Source organism: Streptomyces sp. NPDC040405, from assembly GCF_055595765.1.
Genome location: NZ_JBVIVI010000013.1, coordinates 92,812 through 113,600, shown reverse-complemented (window position 1 = coordinate 113,600; position 20,789 = coordinate 92,812). Strand labels below are relative to the sequence as shown.

16 protein-coding genes and 1 pseudogene are annotated in these 20,789 nt (G+C 72.7%); 12 read left to right on the top strand and 5 right to left on the bottom strand.

The window, feature by feature from the left end; all coding sequences use genetic code 11:
* Positions 1-67 precede the first annotated feature (67 nt).
* Positions 68-1,274: pseudogene (locus ACZ59A_RS37470) on the bottom strand (epoxide hydrolase family protein).
* A 142-nt stretch (positions 1,275-1,416) separates the two neighbouring features.
* Between ACZ59A_RS37470 and ACZ59A_RS37465 the strand changes: the two are divergent.
* Together ACZ59A_RS37465 and ACZ59A_RS37460 are read left to right on the top strand one after the other, a co-directional pair.
* Positions 1,417-2,013, top strand: a complete 597-nt coding sequence (locus ACZ59A_RS37465) for a DUF4291 domain-containing protein (RefSeq protein WP_470968317.1) — start codon at positions 1,417-1,419, stop codon at positions 2,011-2,013.
* A 127-nt stretch (positions 2,014-2,140) separates the two neighbouring features.
* Positions 2,141-4,708, top strand: coding sequence for an alpha-L-arabinofuranosidase C-terminal domain-containing protein (locus tag ACZ59A_RS37460; RefSeq protein WP_470968314.1), 2,568 nt, complete (start codon positions 2,141-2,143; stop codon positions 4,706-4,708).
* A 56-nt stretch (positions 4,709-4,764) separates the two neighbouring features.
* On the opposite strand, the gene ACZ59A_RS37455 is transcribed toward ACZ59A_RS37460, so the two are convergent.
* Positions 4,765-5,520: a GntR family transcriptional regulator gene (locus ACZ59A_RS37455; RefSeq protein ID WP_468050283.1), complete on the bottom strand. Its 756-nt coding sequence runs from the start codon at positions 5,518-5,520 to the stop codon at positions 4,765-4,767.
* Positions 5,521-5,624: 104 nt separating this feature from the next.
* On the opposite strand from ACZ59A_RS37455, the gene manD reads away from it, so the two are divergent.
* The 6 genes from manD to ACZ59A_RS37425 all read left to right on the top strand — a co-directional run bounded on the left by manD (position 5,625) and on the right by ACZ59A_RS37425 (position 14,876).
* Positions 5,625-6,842 carry a D-mannonate dehydratase ManD gene (manD, locus tag ACZ59A_RS37450; RefSeq protein ID WP_468050284.1) on the top strand — a complete coding sequence of 406 codons (1,218 nt, stop codon included), beginning with the start codon at positions 5,625-5,627 and terminating at the stop codon, positions 6,840-6,842.
* The gene (locus tag ACZ59A_RS37445) at positions 6,839-8,266 is read left to right on the top strand and encodes a mannitol dehydrogenase family protein (RefSeq protein ID WP_470968310.1); all 1,428 of its coding nucleotides are present in this window, start codon (positions 6,839-6,841) and stop codon (positions 8,264-8,266) included. The genes manD and ACZ59A_RS37445 overlap by 4 nt, the downstream gene beginning before the upstream one ends.
* A gap of 33 nt (positions 8,267-8,299) precedes the next feature.
* The gene (locus tag ACZ59A_RS37440) at positions 8,300-9,688 is read left to right on the top strand and encodes an MFS transporter (protein WP_470968307.1); all 1,389 of its coding nucleotides are present in this window, start codon (positions 8,300-8,302) and stop codon (positions 9,686-9,688) included.
* A gap of 39 nt (positions 9,689-9,727) precedes the next feature.
* On the top strand, positions 9,728-10,735 hold the full coding sequence (locus ACZ59A_RS37435; protein ID WP_470968305.1) for an NAD(P)-dependent alcohol dehydrogenase: 1,008 nt from the start codon (positions 9,728-9,730) through the stop codon (positions 10,733-10,735).
* Between the two features lie 70 nt (positions 10,736-10,805).
* Positions 10,806-11,213, top strand: coding sequence for a YchJ family protein (locus tag ACZ59A_RS37430; RefSeq protein ID WP_470968303.1), 408 nt, complete (start codon positions 10,806-10,808; stop codon positions 11,211-11,213).
* Positions 11,214-11,363: 150 nt separating this feature from the next.
* Complete coding sequence (locus ACZ59A_RS37425; protein ID WP_470968300.1) at positions 11,364-14,876, top strand: phosphodiester glycosidase family protein; 3,513 nt, start codon at positions 11,364-11,366, stop codon at positions 14,874-14,876.
* Between the two features lie 61 nt (positions 14,877-14,937).
* Here ACZ59A_RS37425 and ACZ59A_RS37420 read toward each other — a convergent pair whose 3' ends face one another.
* Together ACZ59A_RS37420 and ACZ59A_RS37415 are read right to left on the bottom strand one after the other, a co-directional pair.
* Positions 14,938-15,480: a tyrosine-type recombinase/integrase gene (locus ACZ59A_RS37420; protein ID WP_470968298.1), complete on the bottom strand. Its 543-nt coding sequence runs from the start codon at positions 15,478-15,480 to the stop codon at positions 14,938-14,940.
* Positions 15,481-15,523: 43 nt separating this feature from the next.
* The gene (locus ACZ59A_RS37415; RefSeq protein WP_470968295.1) at positions 15,524-15,991 is read right to left on the bottom strand and encodes a nuclear transport factor 2 family protein; all 468 of its coding nucleotides are present in this window, start codon (positions 15,989-15,991) and stop codon (positions 15,524-15,526) included.
* Positions 15,992-16,047: 56 nt separating this feature from the next.
* Here ACZ59A_RS37415 and ACZ59A_RS37410 point away from each other — a divergent pair, with 56 nt between their 5' ends.
* The 4 genes from ACZ59A_RS37410 to ACZ59A_RS37395 all read left to right on the top strand — a co-directional run bounded on the left by ACZ59A_RS37410 (position 16,048) and on the right by ACZ59A_RS37395 (position 19,363).
* Complete coding sequence (locus tag ACZ59A_RS37410; RefSeq protein ID WP_468050292.1) at positions 16,048-16,554, top strand: metallophosphoesterase family protein; 507 nt, start codon at positions 16,048-16,050, stop codon at positions 16,552-16,554.
* A gap of 130 nt (positions 16,555-16,684) precedes the next feature.
* Complete coding sequence (locus ACZ59A_RS37405; protein WP_470968292.1) at positions 16,685-18,022, top strand: MFS transporter; 1,338 nt, start codon at positions 16,685-16,687, stop codon at positions 18,020-18,022.
* Between the two features lie 143 nt (positions 18,023-18,165).
* The gene (locus ACZ59A_RS37400) at positions 18,166-18,690 is read left to right on the top strand and encodes a DoxX family protein (RefSeq protein ID WP_470968290.1); all 525 of its coding nucleotides are present in this window, start codon (positions 18,166-18,168) and stop codon (positions 18,688-18,690) included.
* 118 nt (positions 18,691-18,808) lie between these two features.
* Complete coding sequence (locus tag ACZ59A_RS37395) at positions 18,809-19,363, top strand: hypothetical protein (protein WP_470968288.1); 555 nt, start codon at positions 18,809-18,811, stop codon at positions 19,361-19,363.
* An 84-nt stretch (positions 19,364-19,447) separates the two neighbouring features.
* Here the strand turns inward: ACZ59A_RS37395 and ACZ59A_RS37390 are convergent, their stop codons facing one another.
* The gene (locus ACZ59A_RS37390) at positions 19,448-20,758 is read right to left on the bottom strand and encodes a dihydrolipoamide acetyltransferase family protein (protein ID WP_470968285.1); all 1,311 of its coding nucleotides are present in this window, start codon (positions 20,756-20,758) and stop codon (positions 19,448-19,450) included.
* Between the last annotated feature and the right edge of the window lie 31 nt (positions 20,759-20,789).

Here is a 20,789-nt window from a genome sequence, read left to right as displayed (position 1 = left end):
GGAATCCATGCGCCGTATCCGACCATACGGCCAGGTTCCCGTACAGCCATGGCCAAAGGCTTCGGGCTCAGCCCCTCGCCGCCGTCCGGTACGGGCGGAAGAACGCGCGCAGCTCCTCCGCGTACAGCTCGGGCTCCTCGAACGGCGCGAAGTGGCCGCCGCGCGCGGGCTCGGTCACGCGCGCCACGTTCGCCGTGCGGTCGAGCCACGCCCGCGGCGGGCGGACGATGTCACCGGGGAAGAGCGAGAACCCGGACGGCACCTCGACCCGGCGGGCGTGCTGCTCGGGCGGGATCGCGGCGTTCGCGGCGTACATGCGCATCGAGGAGCCGATCGTCCCGGTGAGCCAGTAGAGCGTGACGTTCGTGAGGATCTCGTCCTTGGTGAAGCTCCGCTCGATGTCGCCGTCGCAGTCGCTCCACACCCGGAGCTTCTCGACGGTCCACGCGGCGAGCCCGACGGGCGAGTCGGTGAGCCCGAAGGCGGCGGTCTGCGGCTTCGTACGGTGCAGGGCGGCGTAGGCGCCCTCGGCCACGCCCCAGGCCATGACGTCCTCGAACCAGGCGTGCTCCTCGGGTGAGAGGTCCGCCGCGTCGCCGGTGAAGACGGGCAGGCCCCCGTCCATGCGGTGGACGCCCACGACCCGTTCGGGGTGGTGGAGCCCGAGGTAGCGGCTCACATGGGCTGCCAATGTCCCCGCCCGCCGCGCCGAACCGCTCATAGCCGAGAACGCCCATCAGCTCGGCCCACAGACGGGCGACCGCAAGGGAGTCGAGCGGCGGGCCGGTGGGGCGGTCGGAGTACCCGTAGCCCGGCATATCGGGCACGACCGCGTCGAACGCGTCGGCGGGGTCGGCCCCGTGGGCGCCGGGGTCGGTGAGGAGCGGGATGACCTTCGCGTAGCGCCAGAACGAGTCCGGCCAGCCGTGGCTGAGGACCAGCGGCAGGGCGGTCCCGGCCGGAGTGGCCGCCGCCCGCGCGTGCACGAAGGGGGCACCTCCCAGCGGTAGCTGGAGGAGGATGCCGAGGCCGCCGAGCCGGACGCGGAAGCGGGGCAGCCGGGCGAGCACCGCCTCCTGCGCGGACCAGTCGAATTCGTCCGCCCAGTAGGCGACGAGTTCGCGGAGGTAGCCGAGGTCGGTCCCGAGCGACCATCCGGCGTCCTCGGGCGCGTCCGGCCAGCGCGTCGCCCGCAGCCGCGCGCGGAGGTCGTCCAGCGCCGCGGGGTCGGTGTGCGGAAGGAACGGCTCGGGGCGGCGGGTGGCGTCGGACATGGGGCTCACCGTAAAGGCGGGCGCCACGGTGGCCTCTCCCCCTGTACGGGTCCCTTGCCACCCGCCCGCCGCACGGCAAGGGACCCGCGCACGCCGGAAATTCGGTGGCCGGACACCGCGCGCCACGCCACGCTTGCTGACCATGGAACACCAGTCCCACCAGATCCGTGCACGGCACACCCCGACCACCGTCACCGTCTACCAGGCGTACGGCCCGCACATCGGCCGTCCCGCGGTCCGCGACAGCCGCTTCCCCGCCGCGTGGAAGCGGGACCGGATGACGTGGATCAAGCCGTCGTTCCTGTGGATGATGTACCGCTGCGGCTGGGGTCTGAAGGAGGGGCAGGAAACGGTCCTGGCCGTCGAGATCAGCCATGAGGGCTTCGCCTGGGCGCTGCGCAACGCCTGCCTCTCCCACTACGTACGCGGCGTCCACTCCGACCAGGCGGCCTGGAAGCGCCAACTGCACCGGTCCCCCACCCGGGTCCAGTGGGACCCGGAACGCGACCTCCACCTGCGGCCGCTCCCGTACCGCTCGCTGCAACTCGGTCTGGCGGGCGAGGCGGCCCGCCGGTACGCGGACGAGTGGACGGTCTCCATCACCGATGTCACGCCCCTCGCCCACGAGGTCCACGCCCTCGTCCGGGCGGGCGACCTCGACGCGGCGGCCGAGCTCCTTCCCGAGGAGCGCCCCTACCCTGCGGCCGACTGCCTTCTCGCCCACCTTCGGGCCGCGTAGCCGAGGCACCGCGGAACCGAGGGGCTTGTCCATGGCGTTGACGCGCCCTGCCCTCCCCCATATCTTTCGTTCGAAGTTCTGAGCGACGTACGGGATTTCGAACGACAAGATTCGGAACGGGAGACGCATGCCCCGCACACGCTGGAGACTCGGCCTCAGCCTCACCATCGGCGCCCTGCTCGCCGGTACCGTCACCGCCGTCCCCACGTCCGCCACCGGCGCTCCCGCGCACACGGCGGCGGACGCCACCGCCTACACGCTGTCCGTCGATCCGGCCGCCAAGGGCCCGTCGATCGACGACTCGATGTACGGGGTGTTCTACGAGGACATCAACCGCGCGGCCGACGGCGGTCTGTACGCCGAGCTGGTCCAGAACCGGTCCTTCGAGTACGACCCCGCCGACCACTCCTCGTACACCCCCCTGACCGCGTGGAGCGAGACCGCGACCGGCGGCGCCACCGGCGAGGCGAAGGTCGTGGACGACGACGGTCGGCTGAACGAGCGCAACCGGCGCTATCTGCGGCTGACGCTCGACGGCACCGGCGGATCGGCGGCCCGGTACGGGGTGGCCAACTCCGGTTACACCACCGGGATGGCCGTCAAGGCGGGCGAGCGTTACGACTTCTCGGTGTGGGCGCGCACCGACCAGGCGTCCGGAACACCGCTGACCATCGGCCTCGACGACGGCTCCGGCGGCGACACGCTCGCGCGTCCGCTGCGCACCACCGTGCGCGGCGACCGCTGGACCAAGTACACCGGCACCCTCACCGCCACCACCTCCAGCACCACCGGACGGCTCGCGGTCGCCGCGGGCGGCGGTGGCACGCTCCGGCTCGACATGGTCTCGCTCTTCCCCCGCGACACCTACAAGCACCGGCCGAACGGCCTGCGCAAGGACCTCGCGCAGAAGATCGCCGCGCTGAAGCCGGGCTTCCTGCGCTTCCCGGGCGGCTGCCTGGTGAACACCGGCAGCCACGAGGCGTACGAGGCGCCGAACTGGCCGCGCAAGCGGTCCTACCAGTGGAAGGACACCGTCGGCCCGGTCGAGCAGCGCGCCGTCAACGCCAACTTCTGGGGCTACAACCAGTCCTACGGCATCGGCTACTACGAGTACTTCCAGTTCGCCGAGGACATCGGCGCTATGGCGCTGCCGGTGGTGCCCGCGCTGGTCACCGGCTGCGGCCAGAACAAGGCCACCGACGACCCGGCGCTGCTGAAGCGCCACATCCAGGACACCCTGGACCTCATCGAGTTCGCCAACGGGCCGGTGACCTCGGTCTGGGGCAAGCTGCGGGCGAAGATGGGCCATCCGAAGCCGTTCGGCCTGACCCATCTGGAGGTCGGCAACGAGGAGAACCTGCCGGACGAGTTCTTCGCGCGGTTCACCGAGTTCCGTAAGGCCATCGAGGCCGAGTACCCCGACATCACGGTGATCAGCAACTCCGGCCCCGACGACAGCGGGCAGACCTTCGACCGTGCCTGGGCGCTGAACCGGGAGGCGGGCGTGGACATGGTCGACGAGCACTACTACAACAGCCCGCAGTGGTTCCTGGAGAACAACAAGCGCTACGACACCTACGACCGCTCGGGCCCGAAGGTGTTCCTGGGCGAGTACGCCTCGCAGGACAACAAGTGGTACAACGCGCTCACCGAGGCGGCGTTCATGACCGGCCTGGAGCGCAATGCCGATGTCGTGAAGCTGGCCTCGTACGCCCCGCTGCTCGCCCATGAGAAGGCGACGCAGTGGCGGCCCGACATGATCTGGTTCGACAACTCCGCCTCCTGGGGCTCGACCAGCTACGAGACGCAGAAGCTGTTCATGAACAACGTCGGCGACGAGGTGGTGCCGAGCAAGGCGTCCGCCACCCCCGCCCCCAGCGAGCCGATCAGCGGCGCCGTCGGCCTGTCGACCTGGGCCACCAGCGCGGCGTACGACGACGTCAAGGTGACCGCGGCGGACGGTTCGACGCTGCTGAGCGACGACTTCTCGGGCGATGACGCCAAGTGGACCAAGGCCACCGGCACCGGGTCGTGGACGGTCCAGGACGGTGCGTACGTCCAGTCCGACGCCGCCGCCGAGAACCCCATGGTCACCGCGGGCGACAAGGCGTGGCGCGACTACGACCTGCGGGTGAAGGCGACGAAGAAGTCCGGCAAGGAGGGCTTCCTCATCGCCTTCGGAGTCAAGGACACCGGCAACTACTACTGGTGGAACCTCGGCGGCTGGGGCAACACCCGCTCCGCCGTGGAGAAGGCGGTGGGCGGCGCCAAGCAGACGATCACCGAGAACGGCACGAAGATCGAGACGGGGCGAACCTACGACGCCCGCGTCGAGGTGCGCGGCCGCCAGGTGACGCTGTACCTGGACGGCAAGAAGTGGGGCGGCTTCACCGACGACAAGGTGGCCGAGCCGTTCCGCCAGGTGGTGACGCGGGACAAGGCCACCGGTGAGCTGATCGTCAAGGTCGTCAACGCCCAGAGCACGGCCGCCCGCACCCGTATCGACCTGGGCGGGGCCAAGGTGGCGCGGACGGCGCGGCTGACCACGCTCCAGGGCGCGCCTGACGCGGTCAACAGCGCCACCGACCAGCCCATCAAGCCGGTCGGATCGAAGCTCGACGGGGTGGCGAACAGCTTCACCCACACCTTCCCGGCGGACTCGGTCACGTTCATGCGGATCAAGACCAAGCGCTGAGCCGGACACCGGATACGCCGCGGGGCGGGCCCCACCGGGCCCGCCCCGCTTCCGTGTCAGTCCTCGCGGGCGGTGGCGCGGCGGGCGCTCTCGCGGCGCGGCCGGAGCGGGGCGTCCTGGTCGCTGAACAGCTCCGGATGCTTGGCGCGGATCTTCTCCACATCGCTGAAGACCAGCCGCAGATGTGAGCGCAGCGCCCCGTCGGCGCGGTCCAGGTCGCCTTCCTCCAGCAGGTCCACCACGTCACGGTGCTGGCCGATCAGCAGCGACATCTGCTGGGTCATGGGCAGCGAGAGCCGACGGGCGCGGTCCAGCTGGGCCTTGGCCTGGCTGACCACCGGCCACGCCGAGCCATGTCCGCTCACCGCCATCAGCCTCTGGTGGAACTGCTCGTCCAGCTGGAAGAAGCCCGCCATGTCGGACTGGGCGTCGGCTTCCTCCTGCGCGGTGAGCAGCACCCGCAGCTCCGCCACATCGCGCGCGGTGGCCTTGCCGACGGCATCGCGCAGCGCCGCGCACTCCAGCGCCTCCCGGATGAACTGGGCGGAGGCCACATCGCGCTCGCGGATGCGCGAGATGAACGTCCCCATTTGCGGATAGATGTCCACCAGCCCCTCATCGGCGAGGAGGATCAGGCTCTCGCGGACGGGGGTGCGGCTGACCCCCAGCTCCGCCGCCAGGTCGTTCTCCGATACGGCCGAGCCGGGGGCCAGCTCCAGGCCGACGATGCGCGCGCGCAGCACCTCGTGGACGAGCTGCCGGGTGTTGCGCCCCCGGGAGCGTGCCGCGTGCAATCCCTCCGCCGATGCCATCCGACCCCTTCCGAACTCTTGACCGATCTCGCTGACGTACTTGTATGGTAGCCGACCAGCAGCCCGGGCTCCACTCCGGAGCCGGCGCAGTGAGGAGCAGATGCATGGCCACGATCACGGAGGCGACGGTCATCGTCACCTCTCCCGGTCGCAATTTCGTGACCCTGAAGGTGACCACGTCCGACGGGGTGACCGGTCTCGGCGACGCGACGCTGAACGGGCGCGAGCTCGCCGTCGCCTCCTATCTGGAGGACCATCTCGTACCGCTGCTGATCGGCCGCGACCCCGCCCGTATCGAGGACATGTGGCAGTACCTCTACAAGGGGGCGTACTGGCGCCGCGGCCCGGTGACCATGACCGCGATCGCGGCGGTGGACACCGCCCTGTGGGACATCAAGGGCAAGGTCGCCGGGATGCCGGTGTACGACCTGCTGGGAGGCAAGGCCCGCGAGGGGGCCATGGTCTACGGCCACGCCAGCGGCGGCGACATCCCCGAGCTGCTCGACGACGTCGCCTCCTTCCAGGAGATGGGCTACCGCGCGATCCGCGCCCAGGCCGCCGTCCCCGGTTCGCCCGGGACCTACGGCATCCGCCACGGCACGGTCGCCACGGTCTACGAGCCCGCCACCGGCGCCCTCCCCGAGGAGCAGCCGTGGTCGACCGAGGAGTATCTGGACTTCGCGCCGCGCTACCTGGAGGCGGTCCGCGAGCGGTTCGGCTTCGGCTTCCATCTGCTGCACGATGTGCACCACCGGCTCAGCCCCACCGAGGCGGGACGGCTCGGCCGCAGCGTGGAAGACCTGCGGCTGTTCTGGATGGAGGACCCCACCCCCGCCGAACTCCAGGACTCCTTCCGCCAGATCCGGCAGTCCACCACCACCCCGATCGCGGTCGGCGAGGTCTTCAACTCCATCTGGGACTGCCAGCAGCTCATCACCGAGCGGCTCATCGACTACATCCGCGCCTCGGTCGTGCACGCGGGCGGCATCACCCATCTGCGGCGCATCTTCCACCTCGCCGAGCTGTACCAGGTGCGCACCGGTTCGCACGGCGCCACCGATCTGTCCCCGGTGAGCATGTCCGCCGCCGTCCATCTGGACGTCACCGTGCCCAACTTCGGCATCCAGGAGTACATGGCGCACGACCCGCTCACCCATGAGGTGTTCCGGCCGACGTACGAGCTGCGCGACGGCGCGCTGCACCCCTCCGAGGCGCCCGGCCTCGGCATCGAGCTGGACGAGGAGGCGGCCGCCCGCTTCCCGTACGACCCCAAGTACCTGCCGGTGAGCCGCCGTACCGACGGGTCGGTGCACGACTGGTGAGCACCGCACAGCGGCTGTCCCTGGCCACCCTGCCCGCCGTCCCCGCGGCACTGCGCCCGCCGGTCGATCCGCGCGCGCTGCGCCCGCGGATCGTGCACCTGGGGATCGGCGCCTTCCACCGCGCCCACCAGGCCCTCGCCACCCAGACCGCCGAGGCGGCGCACGGCGGCGGATGGGGCATCGCCGGGGTCACCCAGCGCAGCCGGGCGGTGGTGGACGCGCTGCGCCCGCAGGACGGGCTGTACTCGTTCACCGAGCGGCGGCCCGAGGGCCCGGCCACCCGCGTGGTCGGCGCGGTGACCGAAGTGCTGCACGCCGCCGACGACGCCGCCCGGCTGAGCGAGCTGCTGGCCTCGGCGGACGTCACCGTGGTGACCCTCACCGTGACCGAGAAGGGCTACCGGCGCGACCCGGCCGGTGGCGGTCTGGCACTGGAGGACCCCCTCGTACGCGCCGACCTCGCGGGCGCCCCCGCCCCCGCCACCGTCGTCGGGCAGCTCGCCGCCGGGCTGCGCGCCCGGCTGCGGGCGAACGGCGCGCCGCTGTCGGTGGTGTCCTGCGACAACATGGCGGCCAACGGCGCGGTCCTGCGGCGTCTGGTACGGGACTTCGTGGCGGCGAGCGGCTGGGACGAGCGCGAGCGCCTCCTCGACTGGATGACCGGCTCGGTGGCCTTCCCCGCCACCGTCGTCGACCGCATCGTGCCCGCCACCACCGACACCGACCGCGAGACCGCGGCCCGTGCGCTCGGCGTGGCGGACGAGGGCGCGGTGACCGGCGAACCGTTCACCCAATGGGTGCTCCAGGACATCTTCGCCACCGAACGCCCGCGCTGGCAGGAGGCGGGCGCCCGGTTCGTCGCCGATGTGGCCCCGTACCAGTCCGCCAAGCTCCGGCTGCTCAACGGCGCACACTCGCTCATCGCCTACCGCGGCCTCGCCGAGGGCTGCGAGACCGTGGCCGACGTGCTCGCCACGCCGTGGGGCGAGGCGGCCGTGCGCGCGTACTGCGCGGAGGCGGCCCAGTCCCTGCCACCGGCCGAGGGCCTCGATCTGGCCGCGTACATCGACAGCCTGGTCGACCGCTTCGCCAACCCCGCCATGCACCACCGGATCCGGCAGATCGCCATGGACGGATCGCTGAAGATCCCCGAACGGTGGCTGGCGCCGCTGCGCGAGCTGCGCGCCACCGGACGGGACACCCCGCATCTGGCGTCCGCCCTCGCCGCCTGGGCCCGCATCACCCGCGACCACCCGCTGGACGACCCCGAGGCCGAAGCGCTGCGCCGGGCCTGGGACGCCCGGCCCGCGCGCGACGCCCTGCGCCGCCTGCTGAGCCTGCTCGGCGCCGACGACCTCGCGGACGACACCTCCCTGGTCACCTCCGTGGAAGCGGAGCTGCGCCCCGGCACCCGGCCGCGCTGACCTCACGCACCACCCCTTCAAAGGAGAGCCGCCTTGAAGACCCCCAGAGCAACCACCGCCACCGACCAGCCACCCCGGGACGAGCCCACGTCCGCCCAGCCGCCGCGCCCGCGCGGCATGCGGCACAACACCCGCTGGCTGATGGCCTTCCTCTGCTTCCTCGGCATGACCGTCAACTACGTCGACCGCGCCACCATCTCCATCTCCCTGCCCTACATGACCGATGACCTGCACATCGGCCCCGAATGGCAGGGCGTCATCCTCAGCATGTTCTTCGTGACCTACGCGCTGGGCCAGCTGCCCGCCGGGGCGCTGATCGACCGGTACGGCGAGAAGAAGATGTTCGCGCTCGGCGGGCTGCTCTGGTCGGTGGTCACCATCGCCACCGGGTTCGTCCGGGGCATCGGCAGCCTGCTCGTCGCGCGGCTGGCGCTGGGCGCGGGCGAGGCCCCGGCGTACCCCTCGTGCGCCAAGTCCGTCTCCCGCTGGTTCCCGGTCCGCGAACGGGCGCTGGCCAACAGCGTCTGGGACAACGGCGCCCGGGCCGGTACCGCGGTCGCCGCCCCGGTGGTGACCGCGCTGATCGCCTGGCAGGGCTGGCGGATGGCGTTCTGGGTCACTGGCGCGGTCGCCCTGCTGTGGGTCGCGCTGTGGCTGAAGGCGTACCGCGAGCCCTCGGCGGCCGGTGGGATCAGCGCCGAGGAACGCGCCTACGTCACGGCGGGCGGCGCCCGGCTGGAGGACGCCCCCGCCGAGGAGACGCCCGCCGGGGAGACGGCACCGGCGGAGCCCGCGGTGCGCTGGCGCGACCTGTTCCGGTACCGCACGGTCTGGGGCATGATGATCGGCTTCTTCTGCCTCAACTACGTGATCTACTTCTTCATCACCTGGTTCCCCAGCTACCTCGTCGACGCCCGCGGCTTCGACCTGCTGAAGCTCGGCTTCTACGGCGCCCTGCCCGGCCTCGTCGCCATCGGCGGCAGCCTGCTCGGCGGCTGGACCAGCGACACCCTGCTGCGCCGCGGCTGGTCGGTGACCCGGGCCCGCAAGACCTGCCTGGTGTGCGGGATGCTCTTCTCCTCCGTCATCGCCTTCGCCGTGCTCGTCCCGAGCGCCATGTGGGCCCTGACCCTGCTCTCCGTCAGCTACGCGAGCCTCGCCTTCTCCGCCGCCTCGGTGGCCAGCCTGCCCGCCGACGTGGCACCCACCCCGCGCCATGTGGCCTCGCTCGGCGGCATCCAGAACTTCGCGTCCAACCTGGCCGGTGTGCTCGGCTCGACCACCACGGGACTGCTGCTGGGCTTCTTCAACCACTCTTTCGTGGCGCCGCTGATGCTGTCCGGCGCCCTGTGCGTGGTCGGGGCCCTCACCTACGGCCTGGTCATCAAGCGCGTCGAACCCCTGCGGATGTCCGCCGCCTGAGCCCCTTTCACATCCGTACGTACCAGGAGAACCACCCCGATGAACGACGCCACCGCCGCCGTCCTGCACGGCCCGAAGGATGTGCGCATCGAGCGGCGCCCGATGCCGGAACCGGCCCCGGGAGAGGTGCTGGTGGAGATCGGCGCCGTGGGACTGTGCGGCTCCGACCTGCACTACTACGCCCACGGCGAGAACGGCCCCAATGTGCTCCGCTCCCCCACCGCGCTCGGCCACGAGGCGGCCGGAACGGTCGTGGCGGGCGACGGCCCCCATCCCGTCGGCACCCGGGTCGCGATCGAGCCCGCCATCCCCTGCGGACGCTGCCCCGCCTGCCGCGGCGGCCGCTACAACCAGTGCCCCTACGGCCACTGCTTCGGCTCCCCGCCCACCGACGGTGCGCTCAGGGGCCATCTGGCGGTGCCTTCGGAGTTCGCCCATCCGCTTCCCGCCGACTTCCCGCTCGCCGCCGGAGCCCTGATCGAACCGCTCGCGGTCGCCCTGCACGCGGTACGCCGCGCAGGCGTCGCGGCCGGGGACCGGGTCCTGATCACCGGCGCCGGGCCGATCGGCCTGCTCGTCCTCCAGGCGGCCCGCGCCGTGGGGGCGGGCGAGACCGTGGTGACCGACATCAACCCCGGCCGGCTCGCCCACGCCAGCCGCCTGGGAGCGGACCGGGTACGGGACACCGCGCACGAACCGCTGCCCCACGAGCAGGTGTTCGACGTCGCCCTCGACTGCTCCGGCATCGAGACCGCCCTCGTCGGCGCCGTCCGGGCGCTGCGCCCGGGTGGTACGGCCGTCGCCGTCGGCAACCCGGTGCGGCCGCTCACCGCGCTGCCCCTGGCCTGGATGCAGCGGCAGGAGCTGACCCTGGTCACCGCCTTCCGCTACGCCGGGGAGTTCCCGGCCGCGGTGGCCCTGGCCGCGGCGGGACGGGTCGACCTGGAGTCCCTGGTGACGGCCCGGTTCCCGCTGGAGCGGGCGGCCGACGCGCTGCACATGTCGCTCACCGACGGCCGGCAGCTGAAGGTCGTCATCGAGCCCTGAGCCGAAGCCGTCGCAGAGGGCGGCGCCGGGCCGTCGCAGGGGACGTCACGGAGACCGTCACAATGGGTCCATGTCCCGACGCACGCGCCGTACCACCCCCGTGACCTGCCCCTGCGGCCTGCCCGCGCCGTACGCCGACTGCTGCGGCCGCCTCCACCGGGGGGAGGCCCAGGCGGCCACGGCCGAACAGCTGATGCGGTCCCGGTACAGCGCCTTCGCGGTGCGGGACGAGGCGTATCTGCTCCGCAGCTGGCACTCGACGACCCGGCCGCCCCGGCTCGAACTCGACCCGGGCCCGCGGTGGGTACGGCTGGAGATCCTCGGTACGACGGACGGCAGCGCGTTCCACGCGACGGGCACGGTGGAGTTCCGGGCGCAGTACGTCGACGGCGGGCACACGGGCGAGCAGCACGAGAACAGCCGCTTCACGCGGGAAGGGGGCGCGTGGGTGTACGTGGACGGCGTGTCCCTGCCCTGACGCGCCCCCGGCGGGGGCGCGTCGGCGGCAGCCGAAGGCGTTTGTTCTTCATGATGTCGTCCACGCCTTCTGGCGCGCCGTCACCTCCATGGCGATGCTGGGGCGCTGTGCGTGGAAGCCACGCGCATCCCATGGCCCCATGGAGTTGCCATGTCTCCTGTCGCGTTCATCAGACCCGTGGCGGCGCTGGCCGCCGCCTGTGCCCTCGTGCTGGGTGCGGACGGCCGGGCCGCCGCCGACAGCACCCCCGCACCCGAGCCCCTTCCCCGCGCCTCTTCGGAGATGCTGCGGCCGATCGCCCCACCGGCCGCCGTCAACCCCCCGCCCGGCGCCCGGTCCATCGCCGACGGCGACGGCATCCGGACCGCCCGCTCGGAGCGGCCGGTGGCCCCGGGGGTGAAGCTGATCTCGTACGACCGGCTGGAGTCGGACAAGTGGCTGCGGGCCGACGCGCTCTCGGTGGACCTCGCGGGCTCCACGAAGGTCGACTATCTGCACCCGGACAAGGTCGCCCGGCGCGAGCCCGTCTCCCGGCTCGCCCAGGAGCACGACGCCGGGCCGGGGCGCCGCACCGTCGCCGCGATCAACGGTGACTTCTTCGACATCAACCAGACCGGCGCCCCCGAGGGCACGGGCATCGGCGACGGCCGGATCGTCAACTCCGCCGCCGCCGGCTCCGGCAGGGCGGTCGGCATCGGTCCGGCCGCCGCGGGGCGCGTCCTGCAGCTGTACTTCGACGGCACGCTGACGCTCCCGGACGGCCCGCGTCCGCTCGCGGCGATCGACGCCGCCAACGTCCCAGGAGGCGGCATCGGCGCGTACAACGCCCAGTGGGGCGAGGCGGACCGGGCGCAGACCGTGGACGGGGCGCGGCGCACCGCCGAGGTCACGGTCGTGGACGGCAAGGTCACCACGGCGGCCGGGGCGCCCGGCAAGGGGGCGATCCCGCAGGGCGCCACCGTGCTGGTCGGCCGCGACGAGGGGGCGGACGCCCTCGGCCGACTGACGGTCGGCGACGCGGTGTCGTGGGAGTACCGGCCCCGCACCGACGGCGGCGACACCCCGCGTACGGCGGTCAGCGGCCGGGAACTCCTCGTCGTGGACGGCGAACCGGTCGGCCACGAGGGCGAGGGCAACAACATCGCGGCGCCGCGCACGGCCGTCGGCTTCTCCCGGGACGGCCGGACGATGCAGGTCCTCACCGTGGACGGGCGGCAGGCGGACAGCGGCGGGGTCACCCTCACCGAGCTGGGCCGGATGATGAAGGACGCGGGCTCCTACAGCGCGCTCAACCTCGACGGCGGCGGCTCGTCCACGCTGCTGGCCCGCGAACCGGGCAGCGACACGGGCCAGGTGGAGAACAGCCCGTCCGACGGCAGCGAGCGCCCCGTGCCCAACGGCCTCGCCTTCACCGCCCCGGACGGCAGCGGACGGGTCCGGGGCTACCGGGTCGAGACGGCGACCGACGCGGCCGACGCGCCCACCGTCGACGCGGTCCGGGGCGGCCATCCGGAGCGGGTGTTCCCGGGGCTGACCCGCCGTCTCACCGCCGCGGGGTACGACGAGACATACGGCCCGGCCGAGGGCTCGCCGCACTGGCGGTCGGCCGACCCCCGGGTCGGACGGGTCGGTGCCGACGGTACGTTCACCGCGCGCCGCGGCGGCGATACGACGGTCATCGCGCGGCGCGGCGCCGCCCACGGCTCGCTCCGGCTGAGCGTGCTGGACGAGCTGGACCGGATCCGGCCCACCACCCGGCTGCTCGGGCTGGCCGACGCCGGGGCCACCGGCCGCTTCGGCGTCGTCGGCCTCGACGCGCACGGCACCAGCGCGCCCATCGAGCCGTCCGACGTCCGGCTGAGTTACGACCATGCGCTCTTCGACATCGCCCCGGACCCGGCGACGGGGAACTTCACCGTCAAGGCCCGCGGTAATCAGGCCGCGGGCCAGGTCAAGGTCGCGGTGGGCGGCGCCGAAACCGTACTCGCCGTCACCGTCGGCCTCACCGAGCGGCCGGAGGCGTCCTTCGACGACGCCGGGCAGTGGACGTTCAGCCAGGCCCGCGCGTCCGGTTCGGCGAAGGCCACGCCCGACGGCCACAGCGGCACCGGGCTGGAGCTGACCTACGACTTCAGCCAGTCCACCGCCACCCGCGCCGCCTATGTCACCCCGCCGCAGCCGATCGCGGTGGAAGGTCAGCCGCAGTCGTTCGGCCTGTGGATCAAGGGCGACGGCAAGGGGGCGTGGCCGACGCTGCACCTCAAGGACGCGACGGGTTCGGACCAGTTGCTGCGCGGCCCGTACGTCACCTGGACCGGATGGCGACATGTCGACTTCACGGTTCCGGCCGGGGTCGCGTATCCGCTGAAGGTGAGCCGCTTCTACCTCGCGGAGACGGCCGCGGGCCGCCAGTACACGGGCGGTGTCACCCTGGACGAGCTCACCGCCGAGGTCCCGCCCGAGGTCGACCTGCCGAAGGAGGACGTACCCCGCGATCCGCTCATCTCCACGGCCGCGCGCACCCAGGGCCGGGACTGGCGGTTCGCGGTGATGTCGGACGCCCAGTTCGTCGCCCGCGCCCCGGACAGCCCGATCGTGGCCCAGGCCCGCCGCACCCTGCGGGAGATCAAGGCGGCGAAGCCCGACTTCCTGGTCATCAACGGCGACTTGGTGGACGAGGGCTCCCCCGCCGATCTCGCCTTCGCCCGCCGCGTCCTCACCGAGGAGCTGGGCGATGAGCTGCCGTGGACGTACGTGCCGGGCAACCACGAGGTGATGGGCGGCTCGATCGGTGACTTCACGGCCGAATTCGGGCCCGCGCACCGCACGTTCGACCACCGGGGCACCCGGTTCCTCACGCTCGACACCTCCAGCCTGAGGCTCCGGGGCGGCGGTTTCGACCAGATCAAGGAGGTGCGCAAGCAGCTGGATACGGCCGCCGCCGATCCGGCCATCGGCTCGGTGATGGTGATCGAGCACGTCCCGCCGCGCGACCCCACCCCGCAGCAGGGCAGCCAGCTGAGCGACCGCAAGGAGGCCGCGCTGCTGGAGAACTGGCTGACCGACTTCCGCCGTACGACGGGCAAGGGCGCGGCGTTCATCGGCAGCCACGTGGGCACCTTCCACGCCTCACGGGTGGACGGCGTCCCGTATCTGATCAACGGCAACGCGGGCAAGAACCCCGCCACCCCGCCCGGCCAGGGCGGCTTCACCGGCTGGTCGATGGTGGGCGTCGATCGCGTCTCGCCGGGGCAGCGGGCGGCGGCGCGGCACGCACCGTGGACCGGCGGGCCCGACTGGGTGTCGGTGCAGACCCGCGCCCATGTGGACGGGCTGACGGTCACCGCACCGGCCGAGCTGCACACCGGACAGGACGCGGACGTCACGGCGGCGGTGCTCCAGGGCGAGGGCGCCGGTGCCCGCAGGGTGCCGGTCGGCTGGCCGCTCAGCGCGGACTGGACCGGCTCGCCCAATGTCTTCGTCGGCAAGGTGGCCCGCGACCGGCACTCGTCCCGCTATGTGGCGGCGTTCGACCCGGCGACCGGGAAGCTCACCGCGCTGCGGCCGGGCACAGCGACCCTCACGGTGACCGTGAACGGTGCGACGGCACAGGCGCGCTTCTCCATCACGGCGGCGGCCCGGGCCGAAGCGCCCGCGGCGTAGCCGGGCCGGTGGGGGCGGGGTGCTCCCGGCTTCCGGGCCGGGCCCCCGCCCCCCACCGGCATCAGGCGTCCCAGACCCGGCGGACCTGCTCGAAGCGGGTCGGCAGCGGAGGACGGCGCGCGGCGTACCGGGCGTTCGTACGGTGGACGAAGCGGCGCCAGGAGAGCACCAGCCCCTGCCGGGTGATGGGCAGTCCGGCGGCGACGGTCACCCCGTTGTCATGGGTGTGGTGCACCGTGAGCAGCAGCGCGTCCGGGATGGATCCCTCCAGTTCGGCGCAGAGCTCCTTGCGCACCAGCAGCCAGCGGCGCAAGACCAGGATCGTGCCCGCGTCCAGACCGTGCCGACGCGGGACCCGGTGCTTGCCGTGTTCGATGGTCACCCATCCCGCGTCCAGGTCGAGCGACGCCATGGTGCAGCGCAGCAGTCCGCCGTAGCGGGCACCGCTGGCCCGGGCCAGCCCCACGATCACCGCGAGCCGCACCGTCTCCGGCTTCGCGCCGTTCTCCAGGGCCTGCACCGACAGCAGCCGCCAGATCCACTCCGCCTCCGCGGCCGACACCACCGGACGCGGATACCGGTCCTCGGCGGTCTCCGTAGTCACACTGCCACCTCCCGCTTGGCACATTATTTACGCCGCCGGGCGGTCACAACCCCAGATCGCTCAGCCCGGGGTGGTCATCGGGGCGGCGGCCGAGCGGCCAGTGGTACTTGCGGTCCGCCTCTGTGATGGGCAGATCGTTGATGGACGCGTGGCGCTGCGTCATCAGACCGTCGGCGTCGAACTGCCAGTTCTCATTGCCGAAGGAGCGGAACCAGTTTCCGGACGTGTCATGGCATTCGTAGGCGAAACGCACCGCGATGCGATTGCCTCCGAAGGCCCACAGCTCCTTGATGAGCCGGTATTCCAGCTCGTTCGCCCACTTCCGGGCCAGAAAGCCGACGATGTCCGGACGGCCCTGGGGAAATTCCGTGCGGTTGCGCCAGCGGGAGTCGACGGAGTAGGCGAGGGCCACCTTTTCGGGGTCGCGGGAATTCCAGGCGTCCTCCGCCTGACGGACCTTCTGGAGCGCGGTCTCCCGGGTGAACGGCGGCAGCGGCGGGCGCGCGGTCACATTGTCTCCCTCTGTGGATGGGCAATAGACGACGGTCCACACGGTACGGTCGGCGCGTGCGTCTTCTGCTGATGTCGGACACCCATCTCCCACGGCGGGCCAAGGAGCTGCCGCGGGAGCTGCTGGACCATGTGGCGCGCGCCGAGGTGGTCATCCACGCGGGCGACTGGGTCGACACCGCCACCCTCGATCTGCTGGAGGCGCGCTCGCACCGGCTGATCGGCGTGTACGGCAACAACGACGGGTCCGAGCTGCGCTCGCGCCTGCCGGAGGTGGCGTACGCGGAACTGGGCGGGCTGCGCTTCGGGGTGGTGCACGAGACGGGCGCGGCGCAGGGGCGGGAGCGGCGCTGCGCGCAGCGGTTCCCGGAGCTGGATGTGCTGGTGTTCGGCCACAGCCACATCCCGTGGGACTCCGTCTCGGCCGACGGGCGGCTGCGGCTGCTCAACCCCGGCTCCCCCACCGACCGGCGGCGCCAGCCGTACTGTACGTTTATGACGGCCGCGATCGAGGCCGGGCGGCTGAGCGCCGTGGAGCTGCACCGGTTGCCGCCCCGCCGCTGAAGGCGCCGTTGCCTCGCGGTGTTCCCCGGGTGTGAATCGTCCGCCCGTTCCTCTCGCCATCAGTCGAGTTCACTCTTCCCTCATCAGCCCCTGTCCCGTCCCCCTCCGTGGTGCTGATGAGGAGTGACCGATGACGGTACGGAGCGCTGCTTCGGTGCGGCGCGCGGCGCTGGCCGCCGTGTCGCTGGGAATGTTCTGCGTCCAGCTGGACGCCTTCGCGCTGACTTTGGCGCTGCCCCGGATCGGCCGCGATCTCGGGGCCGATGGCGGGCTGTCGTGGGTGGTCAGCGGCTATCTGCTGGCGGCGGCCTCGCTGATGCTGGGCGCCGGGCGGCTGGGCGATGTGCTGGGGCGGCGCACGCTGCTGACGGCGGGCCTGGCGGTGTTCGGGGGCGCGTCGCTGGTGTGTGCGCTCAGCCCCTCGCTGCCGGTGCTGGTGGGGGCCAGGGTCGTCCAGGGAGCGGGCGCCGCGCTGGCCATGCCGGTGGGGCTGGCCCTGCTGACGCGCCTCTATCCGCCCGCGCGGCGCGGGCGGGCCCTGGGGTGGGCGATCGGCGTCGGGGGCGTCGCGACGGCGTGCGGGCCGTTCGCTGGCGGGGGGCTGACCGAGGCCGTGTCGTGGCGTGCGGTGTTCTGGCTCAATGTGCCGGTCGCCGCGCTCGCGGCGGGGTGCGCCGCGCGGGCGGCGGAGTCCCGGGGCGGGAGTGCGCCGCGCCCGGTGAACGGGAAGGGCCTGGTCGCGGCGACCGCGGCGGTGGCCGCGCTCGCGGTGTGCACCGAACGCGGGCCGGTGTGGGGCTGGGTGTCGGGGCGTACGGCCACCGCGCTGGCCCTGGTCGTCGCCCTGTTCGTGGTCTTCGTACGGTACGAACGGGCGGCGCCGTACCCGCTGGTGAGCCCGGCCCTTCTGCGCAACCGGCCGTTCGTGGCGCTCACCGCGGCCGGTGCGGTGGCCAACGCCGCGACCGTGGTCTTCCTGTTCGTGGTGCCGGTGTCGCTGCAGGGGCCGTGGCGGCTGTCGGCGGCGGCCGCCGGGGCGGCCTTCCTCGCGCCCGCCGCGGCCATGGCGGTGGCCGGGCCGCTGGCCGGGCGGGTCGCCCCGGCGCGGGCGGCCGGGGCGATGGCGGGGTGTCTGGGCCTGGGCGGTGTGGGGCTGTGCGCGGCGCCGACGGCCTCATCGCTGACGGGCTACGTTCTGGTGGCCACGGGCTGCGGGGCGGCGCTCGGGGTGGCGGGCGCGCTGGCCCTCATCGCCACCCAGGCGGCCGCGGGCCCCGAGCGGGCGGGCGAGGCGTCCGGCGTGACCAAGACGGCCATCACGACCGCGGGCGGCCTCGGGGTGGCCCTGTGCGCTCCTGCCACGGGGACGTCCCTGACCTTGGCCGGTGCGGGCTGCCTGGCCGCCGCGCTGCCGCTCGCCGTCGCTGCGCGGCGCGGCCCGGCGCCCCTCGGTGAGCGCACGGATTGAACCCGCGGCCAAGGTGCGACAAAGTGAAGATAAGGAACATATCCCTTATTCGGCCCGATGGCAGCGAACCGAGGTGGCCGCACACCGGACCCCGACCCGGCGAGGGCGCCATGGCGTACTACGGCGATGAGCACACTCCCCCGATGGGCACGCCCGCCCATGCCTCCCCCAGGAGCGCGTCGGGTGTGCTGCGCGCCCATGACGCCGGTCTGCTGGTGCTGCGGCTGGGGGTCGGGCTGATCGTCGCCGCGCGGGGGGCGCAGCATCTGTTCGGCTGGTGGGGCGGGCTCGGGCTGACCCGGACCGGCGTGGAATTCGGCCACCTCGGCTATCCGGCGCCCCGGGCGATGGCCGTCATCGCGGGGCTCACCGAAACCCTGGGCGGGCTGGGGCTCGCCGTGGGGCTGCTCACTCCGCTGGCCGGGGCCGCCGTGGCGGGGTGCATGGCCAACGCGGTCGCCGCCACCTGGAACCTCGGACTGTTCGGCGGCTTTGAGTTTCCGCTGCTCATCGGCGTCTGCGCGGCCGGGCTCGCGCTGACCGGATCGGGCCGTATCGCGATCGACGCGCTCATTCCGGGCCTGCGGTCGCAGCGGATCGGCTACGGTGTGGCGGCGCTCGTCCTCGCGGCGATCCTGGCGACGGTCACGATCCTGCTGCGCACCTGACGCGGCGCCCCGATCCGTCCTGCTTCCGGTGAACGGGGCGCCGCGGCTTTCCGTATGGCTCTGTACGCGCCCTGGCAGGCGGGGCGCGGACCGAAGAACCCTTACGGAGGACCAGCACATGAGTGAACGGTTCACTCCTCCCATCCAAGCCCTCCCGGACGGGGATGCCGAAGTCCGTCTGGTGCTCCATCTGCCGTGGGAAGTGGTTTCCGCGCTGGGTCAGGAGGCCGGGCGGCTGGCCGCCCAGATGCACCGGCCGGTGAGCCTGGACGAGGCGGTCAGCCACCGGCTGCGCACCCAGGCCATGAGCGGCGCCGCCCACGCCAAGCCGCCCCAGCTGGAGCGGAACCAGCCCGCGCCCACGCCGTCCCCCTCGGCGCAGTCCACGACCCGCTCCCCCGGCGAACAGGCCCGGCAGGCGATCGACAAGATCAACGGTTCCGCGCCCGCCGCCAACGGCGGCCACAACGGGACCACGCACAGCGGCGCAGGTCAGGGCGGTGCCCACAACGGCACCGAGACCTCCGGCCCGCCGCCCGGCGCGACCGCCGCGGACACACCGCCCTCCGACCGCGGAATCCTGGAACGCCCCGCCCGGGCCACCGGCCCGGTGAACGGGACCGCGCACGGCCCGGGGTCACTGAACGGCACGGCCACCGAGATCCCGAGATGAGCACCACGGCGTAGTCGCCGTACGCGTGAGGGTGCCGTCCGGCGGAGACGGCACCCTCACGCGTACGGCAGCCGCCCGGCGAGGTCAGCGGTGGAGAACCATCAGGTCCGGCCGTTCGAGGAACCGGGCGATGTCGCGCAGGACGAGCGAACCCAGCTCGCCGTCGACGAGACGGTGGTCGAACGACATGGTGAGGGTCGTGATGTCGCGCAGCCGTATCCGTCCCTCGTGTTCCCACGGCATTCGCCGCACCTGGCCGAAGCAGAGGATCGCCGCTTCGCCGGGGTTGAGGATCGGCGTCCCGCCGTCGATGCCGAACACACCGATGTTGGTGATCGTGAAGGTCCCGTTCCTCATCCGCTCGGGTGGCGTCTTGCCCGCACGGGCCTGCTCGACGAGGTCGGTGAGCGCCAGGGCGATCTCCCGCAGGGAGAGCCGCTGGGCCGCGGCGATGTTGGGGACGATGAGCCCTCTCGGCGTCGCCGCGGCGATGCCGAGATTGACGTCGGAGTACTGGACGATCTCACCGGCCGCGGCGTCCCACTTCGCGTTGATCCCGGGATGCCGTGCGATGGCGGTCAGCACTGCCTTGATGACCAGGCACAGTGGTGTCAGGCGCACATCCCCGAACGCCTTGTCGGCGCGCGCCCGCTCCAGCAGTTCGAGGGACCGCGTCACGTCGACGGTGACCCACTCCGTGACGTGCGGGGCGGTGAAGGCGCTCTCGACCATGGCCTGCGCGGTGTGCTTGCGCACTCCGCGAATCGGGGTGCGCACCACGTCGTCACCGGCGGGGCCGGGGGCGTTCGGCGTGGTTGCCCGCCGCTCGGCGAGGCGGTGCACGTCCTCGCGGGTGATGCGTCCCGAGGGGCCCGTGGCGGGCACCAGGCTCAGGTCGACCCCGAGGTCGCGGGCGAGCTTGCGCACCGGCGGGGCGGCGAGGGCTTTCCGGGCGGACGGTGTGACGGCCGGTGGCTCGGGCTTCCGCTTTCGCGGGCGCCGCGCCGTCCGCGCGTGCGCCGGACCATAGCCGACCAGGACGGGCTCGCGTGCGGGGGCGGACGGGGGCTCGCTCGGGGCGCCGTCCCGGACGGGAGGATCCACGAGGTCTGTGGCGTCGCGTTCGGGGCCCGCCTGCGGGGCGCTGTCGTCCTCGACCTCGAACGAGATGATCGGCGTACCGACGGCCACTGCCTCTCCCGCGGCGCAGAGGATCTCGGTGACGGTCCCGGCATACGGGCTGGGCAGCTCCACCACCGCCTTCGCCGTTTCGATCTCGGCGATGATGTCGTTCACGGCGACCGGGTCGCCAGGGGCCACCCGCCATTCGAGAATCTCGGCCTCGGTGAGCCCCTCGCCGACGTCGGGGAGCGGGAAATGCCTGGTCACGAGCATCGTGTCCTCCAGAACAGGTGTGCCGGACGGT

What these genes read in the sequence shown, in the direction of transcription:
- ACZ59A_RS37425 (WP_470968300.1), top strand. Translation starts at nt 11,364, where the DNA reads ATGTCTCCTGTCGCGTTCATCAGACCCGTGGCGGCGCTGGCCGCCGCC.
- ACZ59A_RS37455 (WP_468050283.1), bottom strand. Translation starts at nt 5,520, where the DNA reads ATGGCATCGGCGGAGGGATTGCACGCGGCACGCTCCCGGGGGCGCAAC.
- ACZ59A_RS37465 (WP_470968317.1), top strand. Translation starts at nt 1,417, where the DNA reads ATGGAACACCAGTCCCACCAGATCCGTGCACGGCACACCCCGACCACC.
- ACZ59A_RS37460 (WP_470968314.1), top strand. Translation starts at nt 2,141, where the DNA reads ATGCCCCGCACACGCTGGAGACTCGGCCTCAGCCTCACCATCGGCGCC.
- ACZ59A_RS37405 (WP_470968292.1), top strand. Translation starts at nt 16,685, where the DNA reads ATGACGGTACGGAGCGCTGCTTCGGTGCGGCGCGCGGCGCTGGCCGCC.
- ACZ59A_RS37430 (WP_470968303.1), top strand. Translation starts at nt 10,806, where the DNA reads ATGTCCCGACGCACGCGCCGTACCACCCCCGTGACCTGCCCCTGCGGC.
- ACZ59A_RS37390 (WP_470968285.1), bottom strand. Translation starts at nt 20,758, where the DNA reads ATGCTCGTGACCAGGCATTTCCCGCTCCCCGACGTCGGCGAGGGGCTC.
- manD (WP_468050284.1), top strand. Translation starts at nt 5,625, where the DNA reads ATGGCCACGATCACGGAGGCGACGGTCATCGTCACCTCTCCCGGTCGC.
- ACZ59A_RS37395 (WP_470968288.1), top strand. Translation starts at nt 18,809, where the DNA reads ATGAGTGAACGGTTCACTCCTCCCATCCAAGCCCTCCCGGACGGGGAT.
- ACZ59A_RS37435 (WP_470968305.1), top strand. Translation starts at nt 9,728, where the DNA reads ATGAACGACGCCACCGCCGCCGTCCTGCACGGCCCGAAGGATGTGCGC.
- ACZ59A_RS37400 (WP_470968290.1), top strand. Translation starts at nt 18,166, where the DNA reads ATGGGCACGCCCGCCCATGCCTCCCCCAGGAGCGCGTCGGGTGTGCTG.